This window comes from Bacteroides sp. AF20-13LB (assembly GCF_003603065.1).
Classification (GTDB): domain Bacteria; phylum Bacteroidota; class Bacteroidia; order Bacteroidales; family Bacteroidaceae; genus Bacteroides; species Bacteroides uniformis.
Map to the genome: position 1 here is coordinate 186,223 of NZ_QTMH01000012.1, position 20,798 is coordinate 207,020.

Annotated in this window: 17 protein-coding genes and 1 pseudogene; 5 read left to right on the top strand and 13 right to left on the bottom strand. The window is 48.7% G+C overall.

The features are described 5' to 3' along the window. Window positions 1-103 precede the first annotated feature (103 nt). Both DWX62_RS16015 and DWX62_RS16020 read right to left on the bottom strand, forming a co-directional pair. Window positions 104-1,240 (bottom strand): hypothetical protein, encoded by a 1,137-nt coding sequence (locus tag DWX62_RS16015; RefSeq protein WP_005830912.1) that lies wholly within the window; start codon window positions 1,238-1,240, stop codon window positions 104-106. A gap of 150 nt (window positions 1,241-1,390) precedes the next feature. After that, window positions 1,391-2,371, bottom strand: coding sequence for a calcium/sodium antiporter (locus DWX62_RS16020; protein WP_050756856.1), 981 nt, complete (start codon window positions 2,369-2,371; stop codon window positions 1,391-1,393). A 168-nt stretch (window positions 2,372-2,539) separates the two neighbouring features. Here DWX62_RS16020 and DWX62_RS16025 point away from each other — a divergent pair, with 168 nt between their 5' ends. Then, window positions 2,540-4,345: a mechanosensitive ion channel family protein gene (locus DWX62_RS16025; RefSeq protein ID WP_005830910.1), complete on the top strand. Its 1,806-nt coding sequence runs from the start codon at window positions 2,540-2,542 to the stop codon at window positions 4,343-4,345. A 9-nt stretch (window positions 4,346-4,354) separates the two neighbouring features. On the opposite strand, the gene DWX62_RS16030 is transcribed toward DWX62_RS16025, so the two are convergent. From DWX62_RS16030 to DWX62_RS16085, 11 genes and pseudogenes are all read right to left on the bottom strand, one after another. Continuing rightward, window positions 4,355-5,647 (bottom strand): WD40-like domain containing protein, encoded by a 1,293-nt coding sequence (locus DWX62_RS16030; protein WP_057253895.1) that lies wholly within the window; start codon window positions 5,645-5,647, stop codon window positions 4,355-4,357. Between the two features lie 179 nt (window positions 5,648-5,826). Then, window positions 5,827-6,756 carry a metallophosphoesterase gene (locus DWX62_RS16035; RefSeq protein WP_005830908.1) on the bottom strand — a complete coding sequence of 310 codons (930 nt, stop codon included), beginning with the start codon at window positions 6,754-6,756 and terminating at the stop codon, window positions 5,827-5,829. Window positions 6,757-6,816: 60 nt separating this feature from the next. After that, window positions 6,817-9,585: a TonB-dependent receptor gene (locus DWX62_RS16040; protein WP_005834321.1), complete on the bottom strand. Its 2,769-nt coding sequence runs from the start codon at window positions 9,583-9,585 to the stop codon at window positions 6,817-6,819. 273 nt (window positions 9,586-9,858) lie between these two features. After that, window positions 9,859-11,106, bottom strand: coding sequence for an SAM-dependent methyltransferase (locus DWX62_RS16045; RefSeq protein ID WP_009037583.1), 1,248 nt, complete (start codon window positions 11,104-11,106; stop codon window positions 9,859-9,861). Window positions 11,107-11,306: 200 nt separating this feature from the next. Continuing rightward, complete coding sequence (locus DWX62_RS16055) at window positions 11,307-12,074, bottom strand: M15 family metallopeptidase (RefSeq protein WP_034529238.1); 768 nt, start codon at window positions 12,072-12,074, stop codon at window positions 11,307-11,309. A 1-nt stretch (window position 12,075) separates the two neighbouring features. Continuing rightward, complete coding sequence (locus tag DWX62_RS16060; RefSeq protein ID WP_034526008.1) at window positions 12,076-13,227, bottom strand: hypothetical protein; 1,152 nt, start codon at window positions 13,225-13,227, stop codon at window positions 12,076-12,078. 139 nt (window positions 13,228-13,366) lie between these two features. After that, complete coding sequence (locus DWX62_RS16065) at window positions 13,367-14,581, bottom strand: sodium ion-translocating decarboxylase subunit beta (protein WP_005830884.1); 1,215 nt, start codon at window positions 14,579-14,581, stop codon at window positions 13,367-13,369. 2 nt (window positions 14,582-14,583) lie between these two features. Beyond that, window positions 14,584-15,021: a hypothetical protein gene (locus tag DWX62_RS16070; RefSeq protein ID WP_005830882.1), complete on the bottom strand. Its 438-nt coding sequence runs from the start codon at window positions 15,019-15,021 to the stop codon at window positions 14,584-14,586. Between the two features lie 96 nt (window positions 15,022-15,117). Then, window positions 15,118-15,558 (bottom strand): hypothetical protein, encoded by a 441-nt coding sequence (locus tag DWX62_RS16075; protein WP_229094668.1) that lies wholly within the window; start codon window positions 15,556-15,558, stop codon window positions 15,118-15,120. Between the two features lie 111 nt (window positions 15,559-15,669). Next, window positions 15,670-16,152 (bottom strand): annotated as a pseudogene (locus tag DWX62_RS16080) (LytTR family DNA-binding domain-containing protein); the annotation flags it as partial. A gap of 399 nt (window positions 16,153-16,551) precedes the next feature. Further along, the gene (locus DWX62_RS16085) at window positions 16,552-16,968 is read right to left on the bottom strand and encodes a hypothetical protein (RefSeq protein ID WP_005830871.1); all 417 of its coding nucleotides are present in this window, start codon (window positions 16,966-16,968) and stop codon (window positions 16,552-16,554) included. Between the two features lie 518 nt (window positions 16,969-17,486). Between DWX62_RS16085 and DWX62_RS16090 the strand changes: the two genes are divergently transcribed. The 4 genes from DWX62_RS16090 to DWX62_RS16105 all read left to right on the top strand — a co-directional run bounded on the left by DWX62_RS16090 (window position 17,487) and on the right by DWX62_RS16105 (window position 20,789). Next, window positions 17,487-17,702 carry a helix-turn-helix transcriptional regulator gene (locus DWX62_RS16090; RefSeq protein WP_008767280.1) on the top strand — a complete coding sequence of 72 codons (216 nt, stop codon included), beginning with the start codon at window positions 17,487-17,489 and terminating at the stop codon, window positions 17,700-17,702. Continuing rightward, a complete protein-coding gene (locus DWX62_RS16095) occupies window positions 17,699-19,303 on the top strand; it encodes an RNA-binding domain-containing protein (RefSeq protein WP_118067128.1) in 1,605 nt (534 codons plus the stop codon). The genes DWX62_RS16090 and DWX62_RS16095 overlap by 4 nt, the downstream gene beginning before the upstream one ends. A gap of 120 nt (window positions 19,304-19,423) precedes the next feature. Then, on the top strand, window positions 19,424-20,053 hold the full coding sequence (locus DWX62_RS16100) for a GIY-YIG nuclease family protein (RefSeq protein ID WP_072529596.1): 630 nt from the start codon (window positions 19,424-19,426) through the stop codon (window positions 20,051-20,053). 505 nt (window positions 20,054-20,558) lie between these two features. Then, window positions 20,559-20,789, top strand: coding sequence for a helix-turn-helix transcriptional regulator (locus tag DWX62_RS16105; protein WP_117589566.1), 231 nt, complete (start codon window positions 20,559-20,561; stop codon window positions 20,787-20,789). Window positions 20,790-20,798: the final 9 nt, after the last annotated feature.

The window sequence follows — 20,798 nt, forward strand, 5'->3', positions numbered from 1 at the left end:
TTCATATTGCGCATTGCGACAAAGGTAATGAGAAATTCGGGGGTTCGCAAAAAAATAATGTCTTTTATGGACTTCTGACAAGCTTATATTCTGGATTTAGAACTTATTTTATTCCTTTCACAAAGCATCTTCTCCGTTTATGCTGTTCCGTCTTGAAGTACTCCCACTGCGCTTGCACCTTGCCGTTCAGCTCCAGCTCCGGATTACTCTCGGCATACTCGAAACCAAGTTGCTGATAGACGGGGATAAGGTCGGAGAACAACAATGCATTTACCCCCTTGTTCTGATACTCCGGTTTCACGGCAACCAGCAGCAAATCGAGCATCTTGGGATATTTCTTCAAGAAGATGGTCTTGGCCAGGTGATACCAACCCATAGGAAGCAGGCGCCCGTGGGCTTTTTGCAACGCTTCGGCGAGTGACGGCATGGAAATGCCTACGGCAAGCAGCTGGTCATCGGCATCGGTAATCAATGTCACCATGCGTAGGTCGAGGATGGGCAGGTACATCTTGACGTATTGGTCAATCTGCCGTTGGCTCAGTGCAGAATAGCCATAGAGTGGCTGATAGGCTTCGTTCATCAGTTCGAAGATGGCCTGACCGTAGTCTTGGGCAATCTTCTTGGCAGATGTGTATTTCTTTACCTTGAGGTTATACTTGCGCTGGATGAGGTCGGAGATGCGCTTGTGCTTGTCGGGTATGGCGTCGGGAATGTAGATTTTGTACTCCACCCAATCGGCATCCTTCTCAAAGCCCATGCGTTCCAGATGTTGCGGATAGTAGGGATAGTTATAAATGGTGGCCATGGTGCTGAGCTGGTCGAATCCTTCGATGAGCATACCTTCGGCATCGAAATCTGTGAATCCCAGCGGGCCTTGTATATGTGTCATTCCCCGTTCTTTTCCCCATTCTTCCACGGTGCGAATCAGGGCATCGGAGACTTCCGCATCATCGATGAAGTCTATCCAGCCGAAGCGGACTTCCTTTTTGTTCCAGGTTTGGTTTGCCTTGTGGTTGATGATGGCAGCTACACGTCCTACGATTTTACCTTCCCGATAAGCCAGGAAATAGTCGGCTTCACAAAATTCGAATGCAGCGTTTTTCTTCTTGTTGAAGGTGTTGAGCATGTCATCGAAAAGGTCGGGGACGGAATAAGGGTTGTTTTTGTATAGCAGGTAGTTGAAACGGATAAAGCGCTCCAGTTCCCGTCTTGTGGTTACTTTCTTGATTGTAATTGCCATAGTTGTTCAATATTGAGACCACAAAGGTAATGCAAACTGAGAGCAGAACAAAATAAGCTTGCTTATTTTTTATGCCGAGGTACAGCTTGCCTTATTTAAAAATACGTGATAATCTTTAAAATACCGCGTAGGGTGTTTGTAAATTTGCTGTTAGAGGTTGTATATCAGTACCGCTGTGTAGGCAATGTAGCAGAGAATCAGAATGCTTCCTTCCACCCGGGTGATGATGCGTTTCCCGAAAAAGATACCGAACAGCCAAAGCAGGATGCTGGACCCTACGAGTACCCACAAATCGAAATTGGTGATGCCCGTCAGACGCAGTGGAGTGATGGAGGCCGAACAACCCAGTACGAAGAATATATTGAAGAGATTACTTCCGATGACGTTTCCGATGGCTATTTCGGGGTTTTTCTTCAAGGCGGCTACGATGGAGGTGGCGAGTTCGGGTAATGAAGTGCCGCCTGCTACGAGCGTGAGACCGATGATGGATTCGCTGACACCCAATCCGCGGGCTATGCCGCTGGCACCGTCTACAAAGAAATTACCTCCGATGATGAGGCCGGCAAGTCCGCCGAGAATGTATAGGGCGGATTTCCACGCGGGTAACAGCCTGATTTCGTCTTCTTCCTGTAAGTGCTCCTTTTCCGGTTCCTTCATACTTCCATCCCTTTTTGCAATGGCAAAAGTATAACTCAGAAAAATGGTAAAGAAGCATAGCAGCAATAGGCCGTCGGTGATGCTGAGTATGTTCTCCCCACTGCTGTCCAGTAAGACGTCGTTGGCACAAATCAGCAGGGCGAAGGATGAAAGGATGCAAAGGGGTATTTCGCGTTTCAGTGTGTTACGGGTAATGGCTATCGGGGCAAAAAGGGCCGTACAACCCACAATCATCAGGGTATTGAACGTATTGCTTCCCACCACATTGCCGATGGCAATGTCTGCACTGCCTTTTAGGGCAGAGGATATGCTGACGGTGAGTTCCGGTGCGGAAGTACCGAAGGCGACAATGGTAAGCCCGATGACGATGGACGGTATATGGAAACGTTTGGCAACGGATGCGGCACCGTCTGTCAAGCCATTGGCACCCAGAAGAATGAGGAGCAGTCCTCCGACAAGAAACAATATATCCATAGGTATGTCAATTTTGAGTACAAAGATAATGCAAACCGGATACAGAACTTTCATGTTTGCATGAAAAAGTTATGTTGATTAGGATAGGAAGTTAAAAACATTCCGTATGTTTGAAGCATTTATTGGGTATATTTGCATAATTAAAGAATCAAATCAAGAAGTTTATATATGAAGGTTATCCGTGCTTTCTGTCTTTGTTGGCTGTTGATGCTGGCAGACGGAGTGTCAGCTCAGTTGGTAGATAAAGTGCTCAGTGTTTTAGGTGAGGATAGTGTGGGGAGTGTCACAGTGGCAAGGACTGACTCCGATTCGATTCAGTTGTCGCTTGTCCGGCAGGAGTTGGAAACAGCCCGGCTGAATGAGGCGAACCTGCGGATGGAAATGGAGCAGATGAAGTTGGCGGGCTATGCGGCCGATTCGGTGAAGCTGGCATTGCAGAAACAACGCATTGATTCGTTGCGGACGGTGACACCGGGTATTCCGGTGGTGGTGGAGAAGGACACTTTGTTCTATCTGTATGCCAAGCGTGGAGGGCATACGCCCCAACAGCGAGCCAAAGATGTAAGCAACGTCATCGAAGCATTGGGCACGCGTTTCAATCTGCGTCCGGACTCTGTTTATTTAGAGAGTACGGATATTGTTACGGACTTGATGTATGGCGAAAAGGTCATCATTTCCTTTACCGATCAGGATGCTTTGTGGGAAAACTGTACCCGCGACCAGCTGGCCGCCAGCAAGAGGCATGTCGTGGTGGACAAACTGAAAGCCATGCAGAAGGAGCATAGCTTGTGGCAGTTGGGTAAGCGTATCTTGTACTTTATCCTGGTGCTTGTGGGACAGTTCTTCTTGTTCAAGTTTACCAACTGGCTGTTCAGAAAACTCAAACTACGCATTCAGAAGCTGAAGGATACCAAGCTGAAACCGATCTCTATTCAGGATTATGAATTGCTGGATACGCAGAAGCAGGTCAACCTGCTGGTGTTTGTTGCCAACCTGGTGCGTTATGTAGTCATGCTGTTGCAGTTGCTGCTGACGGTTCCGTTATTATTCTCCATTTTCCCTCAGACCAAGAGCTTGGCTTATACATTATTCTCCTACATTTGGAATCCTATAAAGGTCATCTTGAATGGAATAGCCGACTATATACCCAATCTGTTCACTATCTTTGTGATATGCTATGCGGTGAAGTATCTGGTCAGACTGGTGCGTTATCTTGCCAATGAGGTGCAGGCTGAACGGCTGAAGATAAACGGCTTCTATCCGGATTGGGCCATTCCTACCTATCATATTGTGCGCTTCTTGCTTTATGCGTTTATGATTGCCATGATTTACCCTTATCTGCCGGGTTCCAAGTCGGGAGTCTTCCAGGGAATCTCCGTGTTTGTCGGCTTGATTGTTTCGCTCGGTTCCAGTACGGTTATCGGCAATATCATTGCAGGACTGGTCATAACCTACATGCGGCCTTTCAAGCTGGGTGACCGCATCAAGCTGAACGATACTACGGGCAACATCATTGAGAAAACACCGCTCGTCACCCGCATCCGTACTCCGAAGAATGAGGTGGTGACCATTCCGAACTCTTTCATCATGTCTTCCCATACGGTCAATTACAGCCAGTCTGCCCGTGAGTATGGATTGATTATCCATTCGGAGGTCAGTATTGGCTACGATGTTCCGTGGCGGAAGACACATCAGCTGTTGATAGAGGCTGCATTGAATACTCCTGGAGTGATAGATGATCCCCGTCCGTTTGTATTGGAGACTTCCCTTCAGGATTATTATCCGGTTTATCAAGTGAATGCCTATATCAGGGATGCCAACAGCCTTAGCCAGATTTACTCTGATTTGCATCAGAATATCCAGGATGCCTTCAACGAAGCAGGCATCGAAATCATGTCTCCTCACTACATAGCTACGCGTGACGGCAGTGAGACGACCATACCCAAGGATGACTTACGGGAGAAAAAGCAGTAAGGGAGCCGGTTATCGTGCCAGTAAAATCTCTGCAAACGGTACGTAGAACATAAACATCCTCCATTCCTTTGTCTGGAAATCATAAGTTTCGATGAAGTCGCCTTCACGATAGCCTGCAAACTGCACGTAGAGTTTCCTTGTCTGCCCGTCCTTGGAGTAGTACATGGCAGCGGAGCGTACGGCGTTGGGGTAGGTGGCGAAAGGCTCTTTCAAGTTTCCGGCAGTAGTATCCCATAAGCAGAATTGCGTATCTCCACCATTGGCACGGGAAACGATATAGCCTCCTTTGCATTGCAGGCTGTTTGGGTTTTCGGGGGATGGTTCCATAATCCGGAAAGGTATCAAGGCTTCGGCTTTGATGGGGTCGTAGCAGTGCATCTTTTCTTTGGCGATGTCTATCACGACGGGCGAGAAGGTGCCGTCGCCGTTGTTGGCCGAGAGCAGCATGTGGACGTCGGCTATCACGCCCGGATAGCGTGAGAGGGATTCGGGCTTCAGTCCATCCGGTAATGGTATTTCGGGAGTATGTATCGGTGGCATATTCAACCGGGTATATACCGGATAAGAGATGCTACAGTAGGTGAGGAGCTTATCTCCGGCCATTTCCAGGGAAACAGTGTTGTTGAAGTCCGAGCAGATGGTAATTGCGTTACGTTCTACCGGGTTACACCAATAGTGCATGCAGAGGTCGTATCCGTCGATGAAACTACTGCCGTCTTTCTCCCGTATCCCGCAGAGGATGTTGGTGCCGGGGATGTTGGCGGCAAGGCAGAAATCTTCGCCGTCATGGAACTGGATTACTTCCGATATTTCTTGTGTTACCAGGTCGATACGGGTGATGCCGCGGGGAACGGTCGGTGTGTAAATGGCGTGGGAGTTGGTGATACCGTAGAGATATGGTTCTTCGGGGGATTGTCCGTCGGCTACCGAAATCTGGCCGAGAGGCTGAAGCTGTCCTGCCCGTTCCAGGAACATTTCTACCCGTGAGGCGGGCCAGTGTCCGGGGGCAAGGAAAGTAATGCTGTTGGTGGTTTGCTCCGTGGTAACGGCGCGTGTGTAGCGTGAATACCCTTCGGGAAAGAGAGGATTGTCGGCTATCGGCCAGTAGATGTCCAATATGATTTGGTCGCCGCTCTGCAAGCCGTCGGCTTTGACGGTCACGGCATCACCGGGATTGAAGGTCTTTCCGGCATCGGATATGGTGATATTGGTCACAAAAGCGGGTTGTTTCTCTTTGTCGTCATCACTGCAAGCGGCAAGTAGCAGGCTGATTAGTAGCAGGAAGTGTATCTTCTTCATCATAGTTATGTATTGACAAATGCAAATATAGGGCTTTTTCTTGTATTCCTGCGGATAGGCTTTGTTTTTGTCGTATGAGATGGAAAAATCCTCCTACGAAACATGGTCTTTTGCTTCGTGGGAGGAAAGTGGTTGTTCGGCAGGGCTTCGGGGGAATGCGCCTGCTTGCGTGCCGGCTTGGATTATTTGCTGCGCGTCACCGTGTGCAATACATTCCCTTTCTTGTCAATCATGCGCAGTTCCAGTGTCTTTTTGCTGGCCGATACAATGGAGAAACCCGGTTCGGGGCTGCAGAATACGGTCCCTTCGATGGGCTTCACCTTGCGGGCGAGCGAACCGGCAGAATTGGTGATATAGTCGATGTCGCTGCCTGCCACGCGTACGTGCTGGAAGTTGTGGATGTGCCCGCAGATGTACATATCCACCTTGTGCTTGCGCAGGATGGGATCGAGACGTGCCTGCATATCCGCGCGTTCGCTCTCGTCCTTCGGGGTTTCGGCATAGATGGGATGGTGTCCGGCAACGATAACCCAGTCCTCTTTGGCGGCAGTCAGTACGGAATCTATCCAGGAAAGTTGTTGCTGGTAATCCTGCTTGCAGGCATCGGGATAGGTCTCGCTTTCGTTGCGGTATTTGTCAATCATCGGGGCGGTGTCTACCCAAAGGATGCGGATGGTAGCGCCGTTGTCCTCGAACGTCTTGGTATAATAACGGGCGGGCATGGTCCAGCGGCGGCTGATATTACTGTAGTCGAGCACAGCCTGCGTATTACCGCGGTATTCGTGGTTGCCCAGCAGGGGAAACCAGTCTATCATCAGCTCCGGGTGGCTGTAAATAAGTTCGTAGTTGGTCATCCAAAGCGGATCGTTCACGCTACGTACGCCTTCAAAGTGGTGTACATCGCCGGTGGCAAGAACGAATTCGGGGCCTACTTCTTCTGCCATTTGTCCCATCAGTTCGGCGATGGGCTTTTGGTCGTAGTAGCCGTTACGGCCGAGGTCGTTGGCTACGTAGAAGTTGAACTTCTTGTCGAAGATGGAGTAATCGGTGATTTGGGCAATGGCTGCGTTGCCGAGTAGGGCAATAAACAGTAAAAGGAATATTTTCTTCATTGTCATTATTAAATTGTTGAGTAGTTAATGTTGATAACTTGTTGAGATAGAATTCGCTGTTTAAAAATTAATCTTCACTCCCGCATTCACTTTCACGCCGTAGTATTCTGCCTGCATGGTACGGTCTTTTGTGCCCTGGTAGTAGCGTAGCGGCTGGTTCAGCAGGTTGTTGGCTTCGGCGTAGAAGGTAGTCTTGAACTTCTTTCCGAAGGTATAGCTGGCGTTTACGTCCATATAGTTCACCTTGTCGTAGTAGCGGTCGTAGAAGGTGCTTTCTCCCATTTCGTCGATGAAGTCGGAAGCGAAGTTATAGCTCAGGCGCAGATTCAGACCACCTTTCTCAAAGTATAGGGAAGCATTTGCGGTATGCTCCGGAGAGCCTGGCATGCTCAAGTCTTTCTCATTCTCGCGGCCTTCGAAGTTGAAGTCTTCCACACGGGAGTGGGTGTAGGTGTACGTTCCGTAGAAACCTACACATTTCAGAGCGGGAGCAATGAAGCTGAAGTCGCGCTGGTAGGATAACTCTACCCCTACCAGGTTGGCGTTGCCCGCATTCTTGGGTTGGGTGAAGCGGGTGTAGGTGTTACCCTGGTATTCGTAGTTGGTGCTCACCTGGTCTACGATGAAGTCGTCTATCTTCTTGTAGAAGATGCCGGCACTTATCAGACCGATGCTGCGGAAGTAGTAGTCGGCACTCAAGTCGAAGTTGTAGGAGACGGTAGGTTTCAGCTCCGGGTTTCCGATGGTGATTTCGTTGTCGGAACGCTTGATGTTCACACTGGGCACGAGGGCCGAGTATTTGGGGCGTGACAAGGTTTGGGTAAACGAACCGCGCACTTTGAAGTCATCGTTTACATTCCACTTTACGAGCAGCGACGGCAGGAAGTTGATGTAGCTGTTGCGCTGACGGTCGGTCTTGCTGGTGAGGTCTTCGTCGGCATCGTAGGTGCGTCCCGTATAGGCAAGGTTGGTGTTCTCTATGCGAAGTCCGGTCATCAGTTCCACGTCTTTTGTCAGTTTTTGGTCGAAGCGGAGGTAGCCGGAAGTCACGGTTTCGCGGGCGTTGAAGTTTCCGGCAAGTTCTTCCTGTACCTGCTCTTTCTCAAAGAGGGAAGCGTTGTTCAAGTCTAAAGAGCCGGTGTATTCCTTGCTGGCGTAGATGCCTGCCTGGTATTTGTTGTTGGGCATGAAGTTCTTGTTGGTCTGGTCCACTGTATTTGCTAGGCTGTTCGTCATGAAGGCATCCTCGTCCAGAGGAGAGTATTCGTAGAAGTCCACTTCTTTATCCTTGGTCTTGCGCACTACCTTTGCGCCGAACTTCAGCTTGTTGCCGTTCTTGAAGGGAAGTTTGAAGTTGGCGGAGAACTTCAGGTCCTGCTCCTTGATGTCTTCCTGCTGTTCCGTCAGCTCTTTCAGGCTGAATTCATCGTTCAATGTCATGGTAGAGCCTGTTTTGGGGCTGGCAAAGGGTTGGCGTTCGTCGCTCAGGTCCATGTCGAACTTCTGTTTCTTCAGTTGGAAGTCGATGTAGCGTTCGTTGGGACGTTCTTCGCTGGCTTTGGCATAGCTGGCGTGCCAGTCCATGGAGAGGGCGCCGAAGAGGTGTTCGCCGCCGAGGGCAAAGTCCATGGTGCGCTGGCGTTCCAGGCGGGCGTTACGGTTGTCCGGCGTACCGGCTTTGGTCTGTATGCGTACGGTGGCGTTGCCGTCGGGGTCAAGGTCTTTCAGCGTGGTACGGTAGCGGTTCTCCCAGTCGTTGCGGTTGTTGAAGATGCCTTTGAAGGTGAGTTTGTGGTTGGCATTGATGTCCCAGTCCAGTGCGGCGGAGTAGCTTTGGCGTTCGCGGGTGACGTAGTATTGGCGGATTTGGTAGTCGTTGACGTACGTCTTGCCGTTGTCATCCTGCTCCCATACAAATTCGGTGTCGTAGGAACCAGAAGGTGAGTTCTGATAGGAGGCCGATACAATCAAGCCGAGTTTGTCGTTGAAGAAGCGGTCGCCGTAGGTGAAGCCAAGGTTCAGTTGCGCCTTTTCGCTCACCCAGTTGTAGCCGGTTCCGGCGGTGGCGGCAATGGTACGCTTGTAGGGGGAGTTCTTGGTGACGAGGTTGATGCTGCCGCCGATGGCGTCGCCGTCCATATCGGCGGTTACTACCTTGTTCACTTCGATGGTCTGAATCATGTCTGCCGGAATGAGGTCGAGCTGTACGTTGCGCGTATCGCCTTCGGCAGAGGGAACGCGGTTGCCGTTGATGGTGACGGAGCTGAGGTCAGCACTCGTGCCCCGCACTTGCCCGAAGCGTGCCTCGCCTTGGTCGTACTGCACGTTGATGCCGGAGATGCGTTTAAGGGCGTCACCGATGTTGGAGTCGGGGAACTTGCCTACCTGGTCGGCAGAGACTACATTCGTAATCCCCATGTTGTTTTTCTGTGAGTTGATGGCACGGCGCTGTCCCTGGAAGGCGCCGCCTACCACCACTTCCTGCAACTCCACGCCTTCGTTCAGTACGACGTCTTTTTCCAGTGTACGGCCTGCGGGGATGGTGATTTTCAGTTCTACGGGAGAGTAGCCCACGTAGCTCACCTTTACTGTATAGGTTCCCGGGTCAAGGTTAGAGAAAGTGTAGAAGCCGTTGACGTCGCTCGTCACGCCAGTGTGTAGTTTCTCGATGTAGATGGATGCGCCCGGGAGAGTTTGTTTAGTGGCGTCGATGATGCGTCCACGTACAGTTCCTTGTTTCGTGACATTTGCTTTTTCGTCGGCAATGGCCGTATTGACGGTGGCGGTGAATAGGAGTAAGAATAAGAATGCTCTCAAAATCTGTTTCATACTTGTTATTATCTGTTAATAATCTGCCGCAAAAGTAGAGGGTTGCCGTTACGTGGAGGTTGCGGAGCGTTGAAGAACAGATAACGATTCAGTTACAATGAGGTTACATAAATTCTTGAAGGTAGTACCCTTTCGGCGGTATCTCCCTTTGCCGTCATCTGGCAGACTGATGCTAAAGATGCACGAGATGTGCATCTCGGACTGTATGAGATGTACATATCGAGCAACATGAGATGTACATCTCGTGCAGGGGAAGGTATAGGGGTTGGTGTCTTATCCCGTAGCCTGGCAGCGGATAAGTACCTTCTTCTCGTCTGCCAGAGTAGTGGCAAAGAGATAAGTGCCTCCCCCTTCGGCCAATTTCAGTCGTTTGCGCAGTTCGGCCACGGTGGCGGGGAAGTTGCGCACGGTGAGGTTCGCCTTTTTCTCGGCAGCCAGCATCTCTTTCACTTCTTTCTTGCCGAAGCCGCAGGAGGAGGTAATCCGGAACTTGCGGCCGGGGAAGTCCGGCAGGAAGTGGTCCGAGGTGTAGAGGTGGCTGTTGGGATGCAGTTTTTCCACCTTATACAATGAGGAGAGGCTGCGGAATGCACTGGCTTTCAGCACGGAGGCATTCGGTTCGTAGAGGTATGATTTCAGTTGAGGGGTGTAGGGGCATGCACGCTCCTTCTCCTGCCGGCGGGTGAAGACGAGGGCTTGGGGAGCCGGTACACCGGTGAAGTTGACGCAATGGATGGGGATGTCGTCTGCCGGCACTCCTTCGCCTTGTCCCAGCAAGAGCAGCAGTTCCTTGCATTCGTTGCCCACGGAGACGATGTGTGCCTGGTGGACATGCTTCAAATCGTTCAGGGCAAGGGTGAGGTCGAGCATGGGGGAGAGTTTTACCAGTACGTGTCTTGCCTTGCGCAGCAGCAGTTCTTCGAGGGCGGCTATATCGGGTTCGCAGTCGCCGATGGCTACGGTCTTTCCACCGTGTCCGTCGCGGCGGGCAGGGTCTATGAATATACAGTCCACGGGCTCCATCTCTTGCAGATGGCAGACGCTGTCTGCGTGGCAGACGGAGATGTGGTTCAGGCCGAGGACAGGGAAGTTGTGCGCGGCTATCTGGCAGAGGGTTTCCTGGCGCTCGACGTAAGTGGCATGCCCGAAGCGGGAGGAGAGATAGGCGCAGTCGATGCCGAAACCTCCGGTGAGGTCGGTAAAGGTGCCGGCTGATGCGGGGGTACTGTTCTGCGCGGGATGTTCTTGTTCTGTATGTAGCAGGTTAGTTATAATCTCCGCTTTATACTGTGCCGTTGCTTGGGAGGAGCATTGTTCCAGAGAAAGGTGGGCGGGGTAGAGTATATGCTCGTTCTCGGCCCATGCGGGTATCTTCTCTTTGGCAATCTGCCAGCCGGAAATCTGTGTGATGGCGGCGGGCATGTCTACCGAAGGGTAGCGGCGTGCCTGCAAGGCAAGGCTGCGCACGTCGTCGCGGCGATGCTCGCGGATGAAGCGGAGGGTGTCTTGGGATAAAGGCATGGCTTGGCTTATTTATTCTGATGCAAAGTTATCTCAAAAAGGACAAAGTGGGGCATAAATTCGCAGCTTTCTGTCTGATTATTTTTCAGACACAGATGACGCTGATAATACAGATTAAGAATATAAAAATCCGCGTCATCTGCGTCATCCGCGTCAAAGCGATAGCAAATTTAAGTTTCCGGACAAGCTGGGGGTGAGAGTTAAGGGATGACCCGGTATCGCTCCTTTGCCGTCTGCCTGCTGACGCGGTTGAAGTGCCACCATTCGCTGGGTAGCGGGTGGAATCCGGCTTCTTTCATTACCTGCCGGAGCAGCAGCCGGTTTTCACGTTCTTGTTCCGTCAGCTTGCCTTGTGCCACGAGCACGGCTTCTTCTGTGATGTGGGCTTCCCTGCCCAGATGGTCTACCGGGGTGCCCATGGGCAGAGGAGTTCCTTTATCGTCGAGTATGCTGATGTCCACCGCCAATCCGTAGTTGTGCAGGCCGCCGCCGCGTGAGGGGTTGGAGACATAGATGTATTTGGAGGTTCCTTTCACTACGTCCCACATCTTCTGCTGTACGGACAAGGGGCGCGCTGCGTCGTAGACGATGAGGCTGTAGCCGGGGTACTGTTCTTTCAGTAGGCGTTGTGCCCGCTTCAGGCTTTTCATGGCATCGGGGTGCAGGTAGGCTTCTTTCAGGTCTTCGTATAATAGGGTTCCGGTGAAGTTGTCGGCACGGGTGTACATCAAGTCGATGGCGATGCTGCTGTCCGCTTCGGCGATGTTGACGAAACCGAGGGAGTCCAGGTAGCGGGCTGTCCGGCTTTTAACCGGAGCCGGAGGGACGGGTGCCGCTATGGTGTCGGCGTACGGGATGGTGGTCTCCGTATCTGGGTCTTGTGCCTGCTTTGGCGCTTGTTTTCTGCTACAACCGCATAGTGAGCAGCCAAGCAGCAGATATAACAAGTAAAAGAAATATCGTTCCATCTTACAAGGCATTCTTGGCGGTAAGGATTGATTTCATCAAGGCTATGTCCGAACTGACTTCTCCCTGCATCAAGTATTTGTTTTTCCGTTGGCAGGTGGCTTCGTAAATCTCCTTTGCTTTTGCTGTGTCCTTGTCCCGGTAGAGTGCCAGGGCGCAGAGCAGCCGCTGTTTGGAAGACGTCACATCCTTATATTGCCGGATGTAGGTATCCAGCTCATCGGTATATAATTCTTCTGCCCGTGCGGTCCTCTTTGTCACCAATGCGGTGAAGAGCAGCTCGCAAGCGTTTTCCTTTATCAAAAGTCCGATGACTTCGTGCCGGTGGCTCATTATTTTCTCAAATGCATTGTAGGCGGCTTCCCATTCTTCGCAGTCGAGCAGGCGCGAGGCGCTCATCAAGGCTATGGTGACCTGCAGGGCATCTTTGTAGTTGATGTCTTCCGTTTGGCTGAACCATTCGGCAGGCATGTCCTTAGGACGCATGCCCTCTTGCACCAGTGCGTTGATGCGCAGCTGGGTGACCAGTGCCTGCTTGCTCTTGCTGTCCTTGAGAAGCAGGCGCATGTTGTCGGCATCATTGCCGATGCCGCCCATCTTCATGGGGATGCCGTTCATCCCTGCAAGGAGAATGCCAATCAAAGAGAGCATCAGAAGGAAGAATTTCAGCAGGTAAGGCAGCCCGTCTACGGTCAGCAGGGGGAGGAAGGCAAGGATGGCGGTCAGCAGGTTGGCAAGCACTCCACCCAGGTTGTACAAGGTGGTTGGGATATCTTCAAGAGGCCTTTCGGGTGGGGTAAGCAGGCATTGGCCTCCCGTTCCGGCAAGGCTGAAACGCTTGATGCATAATTTCCCGTCTTTCCGTATGAAGGTAAGGTTGAAGATGCGGAAGGAGACGAAGCGGTAGCCGGTTGCCAGTCCGCAGACAAGATGCCCGCCTTCGTGCAGAAGCACTTGCAGGAAGATGGAGAACAGCAGAATCAGTATGGCTAACAAGGAAACTCCTACTGTCTCCAGCATGCCGGTTTCGGCAAACTTGCTGTGTAAACCGTCGAACGAGTCTCCCAAAACCAGGACTCTTACACCTATTATTCCTACAAAGCCGATGCATGCCCCGACCATGAATCCTCCGGCCAATTTAAATACTTTCTTCATCCTGATATCTTGATAAATGTGTTTGCCGGCAAAGGTAAAGGATTTTATCTGAAATGCAACAGCTTGCCCCATGTATCATAAAAAGAAAGAGATTGTGATTACCACAACCTCTTTCCGTCACCTAAACCCACTACGCAGGCTACAGATAGGGAATTATAGTAATATAGATACCCGTAATGATGGCCGAAGTGATTACTCCTGAAATATTAGCCCCCAAGGCATCTCCCAAGATGAAGGAATTGGGGTTGTCCTTGCTTACTATCTTCTGGGCAACCTTCGCCGTAGTAGGCACGCAGCTCACGGCTGCAATTCCGATGACCGGATTGTAATTGCCCCGCTTGATGAAGTACATGATGTATCCTCCAATGATTCCGCCGATACCGGAGAGCAACAGTGCGCCCATGCCCAATACCAACAATTTAAGAATTTTAGGGTCGAGCAGCAGATGTGCGTCGCAAAGTACGCCCAACAACAGGCCGAGCATGAAAGTAGAACCATACAACAGCGGACCGCTTACAAAATCGTAGATATGCTTCATCCCCGATTCGCGTACTGCCACTCCGAGGAACAAGGAGAAGAACAGCGGTGAGGCAACCGGGAACAGAAAACACAGTACAGCACACAATATAGCCGAGAAAGCCAGTTTTACTTTGGCATCATAGTTTTTGGGCGGCTTCTTGCTCGTCATCTTGATGGCGCGCAGGCGTTTCGGCACCAGCAGCTTCACCAGATAGGGGTAACCGCCATATGTCAGTCCCAGATAGAGATAGGCCACTACTGTGATGGGTACAAACAGATGTTTGGCCAGGGCCAAGGAAGTGAAAAGCACCATCGGTCCGTCCGCACCTCCTACCATGGCTACGGAAGCGCTTTCTTTCAAGGACAGTCCCAATGCAGATGCGATGGGTACAGTCAGGAAAGTTCCCAATTCGGCACATAGGGCAAGGAATATGCTGGCAAACGGTTTCTGTAGCAGGAAGCCCACATCGAGCAGGGTACCGATACCCATAAATACGAAGCATGCAATCAATCCGTTGCTGAAGGTCAGGGTGTAGACCGGTTGCAGGAAGTCTATCTGCATGGTGTTCATCAAGTCGTCCGTATCCGAAAGCATCGGGTCCAGAAAGAGATTCCCCAATGTACCGTCGGGCATGAAAAGGGTGCCGCAATTAATGGCGACCATACCCAGTCCCATGGGAATCATGACCATAGGCTCCAGTACGCCTTTCCATCCCAGGTATATGAGCAGCAGGCCCAGGGCTATTAAAAATACACGGGCAGAGGAGAGCAGCCAGCCGCTTTCCATCATTGTTCCGAATCCTTGGAACAAGGTTGCAAAATCTATATTCTCCATGATTAGTCTTTGTTTTTGGTGTCGTTGTTCTTTTTAGTCTTGTTCTTGTTGTCACGGTGGCTGATGGCATCTTCCAGATACATCATATGGGTATCTTCTGGGTAGAAGTAGTCTACCAGGTTTCTTTTGGAGACACCGTGGCTTACTCCGTGGTAATAGCCCCGAGGCTTTTCGTTTTCACGGTCCACACCCCGGCTGTAGTCTTCGCGCGTGTCGTTGCCGAAGATGTTTCCGTGCATGGAGGGGGTGTGTAGCATCAGTTCCATCTTCTGGCGGAACTTCTTTATACGGCGCAGGCGGAGTAACTCCTGCTGGTGGGAACTGTAGAAATCGAGTGAATCGGCTGCGCTGGCTATCAGTTTGATGATGAATGCCACAAAGAAACCGATTGCAAAAGTGAGCCCCATCATCTCAAGGGTGGGGAGGAATAAATCGGACATAGTTATGATATTAATGTGATGAAATGGATAATAAAAAAGCGAAAGATGTACATGCAGTACACCTCCGGTAATGGTTTGCAATAAGTCCGATAAAGTCTAAATCAGGATATGCAGCAGTGCATAGATGTAGTATCCGCAGGAATAGCGGAGGGCACTGGGATTGAATGAAAGGTTGGCGCTCTCTCCGGCAGACAGATGGCTGGAAAGCAGATGCTCCAGTTGCCCGGCTGGTTTCAGAATTCTCATCTTCAGGAATTTCGGAGAGGCGTGGTTATGTGTGTATAGGCTGTTCGGACACAACGCTTCGTTGGTCCAGCAGTCGGTATTTTCGTCATTGAATAGTGAACGGTGGGTGGCTGTGTACGATGCGCACTGTGTGTAGGCGGTAAAGGAGCATTCGGAGGCCGGACTTCCGACAACTATTCCCGCCGGACTCCCGGTAGTATTCCGTGAGTCTGGCTGTTCCTCCTGGGAGATGGTAGTCAAACCCAGACAGAGGAAGGTAAACATAAGTATGTAATACAGATGTTTCATCATAGCAAGATAAAGGAACAAATAACTTTGGACAAAGTTATATATTCCGCTGTATTTTAAGATTAATTGTCTTTTTCCTCTGCAGGAAGTATTCTGAAGGACTGGTTGCGGCATTTATATGCCCAACCGTTCCTTCAGTAACCGGTATCTGGAGAGGCTTACCCGTAGCTTGACGCCACTTTTTAACGTCACTTGGTAGGTCTCTTTTCCATACTGTTCTACTCGTGATATCTGGGTTACGTTGACAATGCTCGAGCGGTGGATGCGGACAAAGTTATCTGCTGGCAAATGTGTCTCGAAGTTTTTCATGGTCTGTTCCTTGATGTACTCTCCGTCGGATGTCACCAGGGTTGCGTAGTCCCCACAAGCCTGGATGTATAATAGGTCTTCCACTTTGATGATGTGAATCCGGGAGCCGTCTTTTATCGTGATCCGGTCAATACTTTCTTCTTGTGGCAGGGGAGCGGCCTTTTCTACCTCGGGGGCGGTGAATTTTTCTGTTTGTAATGAAGTGTCTGCCACAATCTGCAGATGATACCACAAAAGGATAGCTGTCCAGGCAGGAATACCGAACAAGAGGCGGAAAGGAATGCTTGTTTGGCAGGTGTGCCTTGCCAGCGTTTGTCTTCACATCCGCCGCAAAAGCAACTGCATTCTATGCGTACTTGCCAGTCGGCGGGTATGTGCAGTTCCACTCCTCCCCAACTGCAGTCCAGGTCTATGTAGGTTTCTCCGGGTGCTATGTTCCTCTTGCTCTCCCATTCTCTTGTTCATCATCCGTTGTACCATCTTGGCACGGCGATGCACTGTCCTTTGGTGTGTCCAGTTTCTCCTATGGTGATGTCTGAGAAGGAAGATGCCGATGAGGATAAGGGCCAAGGGCTACAGCATGGCTTGGAAATTGCCGGGGAATAGCAATAAGCCTGAAAGGATAAAGAGCGAGGCGATCAGCACTTTGCCGGAGCCTGCATAGGATGGGAATCGGTGAATCCGGAGTTATCTGTTCCTCCACCAATACCAGATGAAGCGTAGCCCGGTGCCGAGAAGCGCGAGAGAAAGTCCGGTATAGAACACTGCGATGAAGGAGTCGGGCAGAAGGTGGCAGGTACGTATTACAATTCCCATTGCAATCATGCCTATCATGACAATCCATCCTTTTACGTCGAAAAAGGAAAAGGGGCAGTGCTTACCTTTCTTCTGTGAGATACGGAGAGTATGTTTCTTGTACAGCCTATGGAAAATAATGCCGGAGAACAGAAGGAATACCAGGCTGGCTTCGCAGACTTTGAATAGCCAATAATGTCCGTCATCTATCCAGCAGGTCAGGCCTATACGCAGAATATTGACTCCTGCCAATGACCATATGGTTCCGGCAGTTATGAGCAGTGTATTTGGAGATACTCCGTATTTCATGATGAAGGTTGTTTTATTACACAAATACCGGGCTTGTATGGCGGAGTCCAAAAATTAAAAGAGGCTCTATTCTATTAAGAATGAGCCTCTTGTTTGTGGACCAGCCTGGGCTTGAACCAGGGACCTCCAGATTATGAGAACGATAAAATGATATTCTACGATAGTTCATTTTATCAATATTAATTGAATATCAAGCAGTTATGAATTTACTATTTCTTATAAAACTCATTAAATACCCATAACTGAAACCGTTTGTTTACGCATTGTTTACGCAGAAACAAGTGTATGAAACAGCCAGTTTCCCATCCGGAGTTATGCTAAGTACCCTTTTTGCTTTTTATAAGCCATATTGCTGTCGTAAGTAATTTGTGTTTTGCGACAAAATAAGGTTATTAGTAAATGTAGATTACTTGTTGACGTTATAACCAATTATTTGTTGTATAAATGCTCTTTTTTGATATATTTCATCTTGATTCTCTGGGTTTATTTGTACCTTTACACCGAAAGGAATATCTTTTATGGAAAAAGAAATGATTAACAGGCTGAAGATTGTGCTTGCCGAAGAGCAAAAAAGTAGCAAGTGGCTGGCAGAGCAATTAGGAAAAGACAGGGCTACTGTCTCCAAATGGGTGACAAATACCATGCAGCCTGACGCAAGAAACCTCCTGCGAATAGCAGAAGCTTTGAATATTGATGCAGGTAGACTGCTCAACCAAAAACATTTGAAAAAATGAATGAAATAGATATTATCCAACAGATAAAGTCTGGCGAAGTCAGTAAGATGCAGTTCAAAGAACGGCTCCTTGACAGCTACGACATCGGCTGCGAATTGGTGGCATTCAGCAATGCACGTGGTGGAACATTGGTCGTTGGTGTGAAGGACAAAACCGGCAGTCTCAATCCTTTGTCATATCTGGAAGTACAGGAAACCACGAACACACTTAGCAACATCGCATCAGAAAATGTTGTTCCTGCCATCCTTGTTGATGTAGAAACTATTTCCGTGGATGGCGGAAGCCTTGTTGTGGCTCATATTAAAGAAGGGGTGAATAAGCCTTACCACGACAATCGGGGTATTGTGTGGGTGAAGAACGGTGCCGACAAGCGCAAGGTGTTCGATAATGTCGAACTTGCCGAGATGATGACCGACTGCGGTAGTTTCTCGCCTGATGAAGCTGGGGTTCGGGATGCTACGATTAAGGACTTGGACGAGAATACCATCAAAACCTTTTTAAGCAACAAGTTTGAAAAAGTATTGGTGAGAAAAGGTTTGGTGGGTGATGCATTCCGCGAGACCTCTTTAGATGCAGTCTGTTCTGCTATCGCTAGTGGGCACGATGGGGAGAAGCTGCTGCGTAACCTACGTTTCATCCGACCCGATGGAAAAATCACAGTGGCTGCAATGTTGCTGTTTGGCAAGTACACTCAGCGTTGGCTTCCTGCAATGACAGCAAAGTGCATTTGTTTTGTGGGCAACAATCTTGGAGGTACACAATTTCGCGATAAGGTGAATGATGCCGACATTGAAGGAAATCTGCTTCATCAGTTTGAAACTATTATGGATTTCTTCACCCGGAACTTGCGCCATATACAAGTTGGAAAAGAGTTTAACTCGCAAGGAGTATTGGAGATTTCATACATCAGCCTTGTTGAGTTCACCGTAAATGCTTTGGTACATCGCTCGCTGAATGCGACTGCTCCTATCCGTATATTCATCTTTGATGACAGAGTGGAGATACACAGCCCCGGAATTCTCCCTAATGGGCTTAGCGTGGATGATATTGTTGTAGGTACATCCATGCCACGCAATATGTTCCTCTTCACAAATGCCATCCATTTGCTCCCCTACACAGGAGCAGGTAGTGGTATGCTTCGTGCCTTATCTGAGGATATGAAAGTTTCATTCACCAACAATGACAGAACTAACGAGTTTGTAATTACTATAAATAGACCGGAGGGTAGCCAAGTCAATGGTAACTTAGATACTAAACTTGGACACTCTGATACCGACTTAGGCATCAACTCTGACACTTTCAATGCTGACTCTGACACTGAACATAGATACTCTGACACTGGCTTAGAGTCCGACTCTGACACTTTCAATACTAACTCTGACACTAAACGTCCTAAAATAACAAATAAACAGAGGGATATAGTAAACTTCTGCAGTGTGCCACGTAGCAGCAAAGAAATTCTTGAAAGGGCTGGTCTGACATATCATAGCAAGAATATCCAAACATACATCATGGCTCTTGTCGAGGCTGGCTATCTCGAAATGACCAATCCCGAGCATCCCAATGCAAGCAATCAAAAATATAGGAGAAGTAAAAAATGAGTTCACATATATTCACCAACAAGAACGGTAACACTGATGTACAAATTTGAAAAAGTTCTTGATTTCATTACAAACAACAACAAACCGTACAATAATCTCTAATTTCTAAAACACAACGATATGGAATACGGAATAGTTTATCTTCTGACAAACCCTGTGATGCCAGGACTTGTAAAAATAGGTATGACCACACAGGAAGACATCGACAAACGTATGAAGGAATTATATACAACAGGAGTTCCCGTACCGTTTGAGTGTAAATTTGCGTGCAAGGTTAAGAAAAGTGACTGTCTCAAAATTGAAAAAGCCCTTCATAAAGCCTTTGACCCTCAGCGTATCAATCAGAACCGTGAGTTCTTCCGTATCAACGTGGAACAGGCGCAAGCCATACTCGAACTTTTCCACCATGAAGATGTGACGGAAGAAGTGACAGACGAGATACAGAACGACCTCACAGATGAGGACAAAGCTGCCAGCACAAAAGCACATGCAAAACGTCCACCGCTCAATTTCTATGAGATGGGATTGCAGAAAGGCGATGTTCTCATCTGGAAAGATGACCCATCAATTTCTGTCACTATTCTTTCAGAGCGCAAAGTGTGTTATCAAGGAGAAGAAACTTCTATCAGTGCACTTTCTGCTAAGCTAAAAGGCTACAAAGTCAAACATATACAGCCGACGCCACACTGGCTTTTCAACGATCGTCTTCTAAGTGAAGTCTATGACGAAACATATCCATTTGAAGAATGAAGGCATACCATAGGCTGCTTCTAAACCCATATTACGATAATATTTATAGTAAACAAATGCTGCAAATGAAGTGTAATTCTATTGATTTCTGTTTAGATTATTGAAAATTTATGCGTAATTTCAGAATCCCTCAGGTTTTTACGTTGATCCCTCAAACAGTTTGTTTACGCATTGTTTACGCAGAATTTGAGAGATAGATGTTATAATTAAATGGTTACATCAATAATTAAGAGACCTTAAATAGTACTATCTATAAATCTAATGGAGAGTTCAGAAAACAGGGTCACTATATTCTGTTTTTTATCTCCTTTACCGAAATCGTGAACTAAACTAAAACACAAAGACCGGATGGTTGTCACAATATCATATATTAGAAATAACAACATTGGAGTATTATACATTAAATAAGCCATACAAACAAAAATTTTCGAAAAAAACATATTTAAACATTATTTCTATAACATATAAAACAATTATATTTGCATTTAAAGTTAATAAATTAAATATGGCAAATCTAAATCGACTTAAAGCAGTGCTTGCTGATGCTGGCCAAACAAATAAATGGCTAGCCGAACAACTAGGGAAAGATCCTGTCACTATCTCAAAATGGTGTACAAACACTACGCAGCCAGATTTACAAACTCTATCTCGGATATCAGAATTACTCGGGGTAGATATCAGAGAACTTCTAGTTGCAAGTCCAAAGATGAGCAAAACAGTTTTAAACAATCCTTAATATTTAAGC

Bases quoted from the DNA above. Each gene is read 5' to 3' on its own strand.
- DWX62_RS16015 (WP_005830912.1), bottom strand. From the start codon at position 1,240: ATGGCAATTACAATCAAGAAAGTAACCACAAGACGGGAACTGGAGCGC.
- DWX62_RS16020 (WP_050756856.1), bottom strand. From the start codon at position 2,371: ATGGATATATTGTTTCTTGTCGGAGGACTGCTCCTCATTCTTCTGGGT.
- DWX62_RS16025 (WP_005830910.1), top strand. From the start codon at position 2,540: ATGAAGGTTATCCGTGCTTTCTGTCTTTGTTGGCTGTTGATGCTGGCA.
- DWX62_RS16030 (WP_057253895.1), bottom strand. From the start codon at position 5,647: ATGATGAAGAAGATACACTTCCTGCTACTAATCAGCCTGCTACTTGCC.
- DWX62_RS16035 (WP_005830908.1), bottom strand. From the start codon at position 6,756: ATGAAGAAAATATTCCTTTTACTGTTTATTGCCCTACTCGGCAACGCA.
- DWX62_RS16040 (WP_005834321.1), bottom strand. From the start codon at position 9,585: ATGAAACAGATTTTGAGAGCATTCTTATTCTTACTCCTATTCACCGCC.
- DWX62_RS16045 (WP_009037583.1), bottom strand. From the start codon at position 11,106: ATGCCTTTATCCCAAGACACCCTCCGCTTCATCCGCGAGCATCGCCGC.
- DWX62_RS16055 (WP_034529238.1), bottom strand. From the start codon at position 12,074: ATGGAACGATATTTCTTTTACTTGTTATATCTGCTGCTTGGCTGCTCA.
- DWX62_RS16060 (WP_034526008.1), bottom strand. From the start codon at position 13,227: ATGAAGAAAGTATTTAAATTGGCCGGAGGATTCATGGTCGGGGCATGC.
- DWX62_RS16065 (WP_005830884.1), bottom strand. From the start codon at position 14,581: ATGGAGAATATAGATTTTGCAACCTTGTTCCAAGGATTCGGAACAATG.
- DWX62_RS16070 (WP_005830882.1), bottom strand. From the start codon at position 15,021: ATGTCCGATTTATTCCTCCCCACCCTTGAGATGATGGGGCTCACTTTT.
- DWX62_RS16075 (WP_229094668.1), bottom strand. From the start codon at position 15,558: ATGATGAAACATCTGTATTACATACTTATGTTTACCTTCCTCTGTCTG.
- DWX62_RS16085 (WP_005830871.1), bottom strand. From the start codon at position 16,968: ATGAAATACGGAGTATCTCCAAATACACTGCTCATAACTGCCGGAACC.
- DWX62_RS16090 (WP_008767280.1), top strand. From the start codon at position 17,487: ATGGAAAAAGAAATGATTAACAGGCTGAAGATTGTGCTTGCCGAAGAG.
- DWX62_RS16095 (WP_118067128.1), top strand. From the start codon at position 17,699: ATGAATGAAATAGATATTATCCAACAGATAAAGTCTGGCGAAGTCAGT.
- DWX62_RS16100 (WP_072529596.1), top strand. From the start codon at position 19,424: ATGGAATACGGAATAGTTTATCTTCTGACAAACCCTGTGATGCCAGGA.
- DWX62_RS16105 (WP_117589566.1), top strand. From the start codon at position 20,559: ATGGCAAATCTAAATCGACTTAAAGCAGTGCTTGCTGATGCTGGCCAA.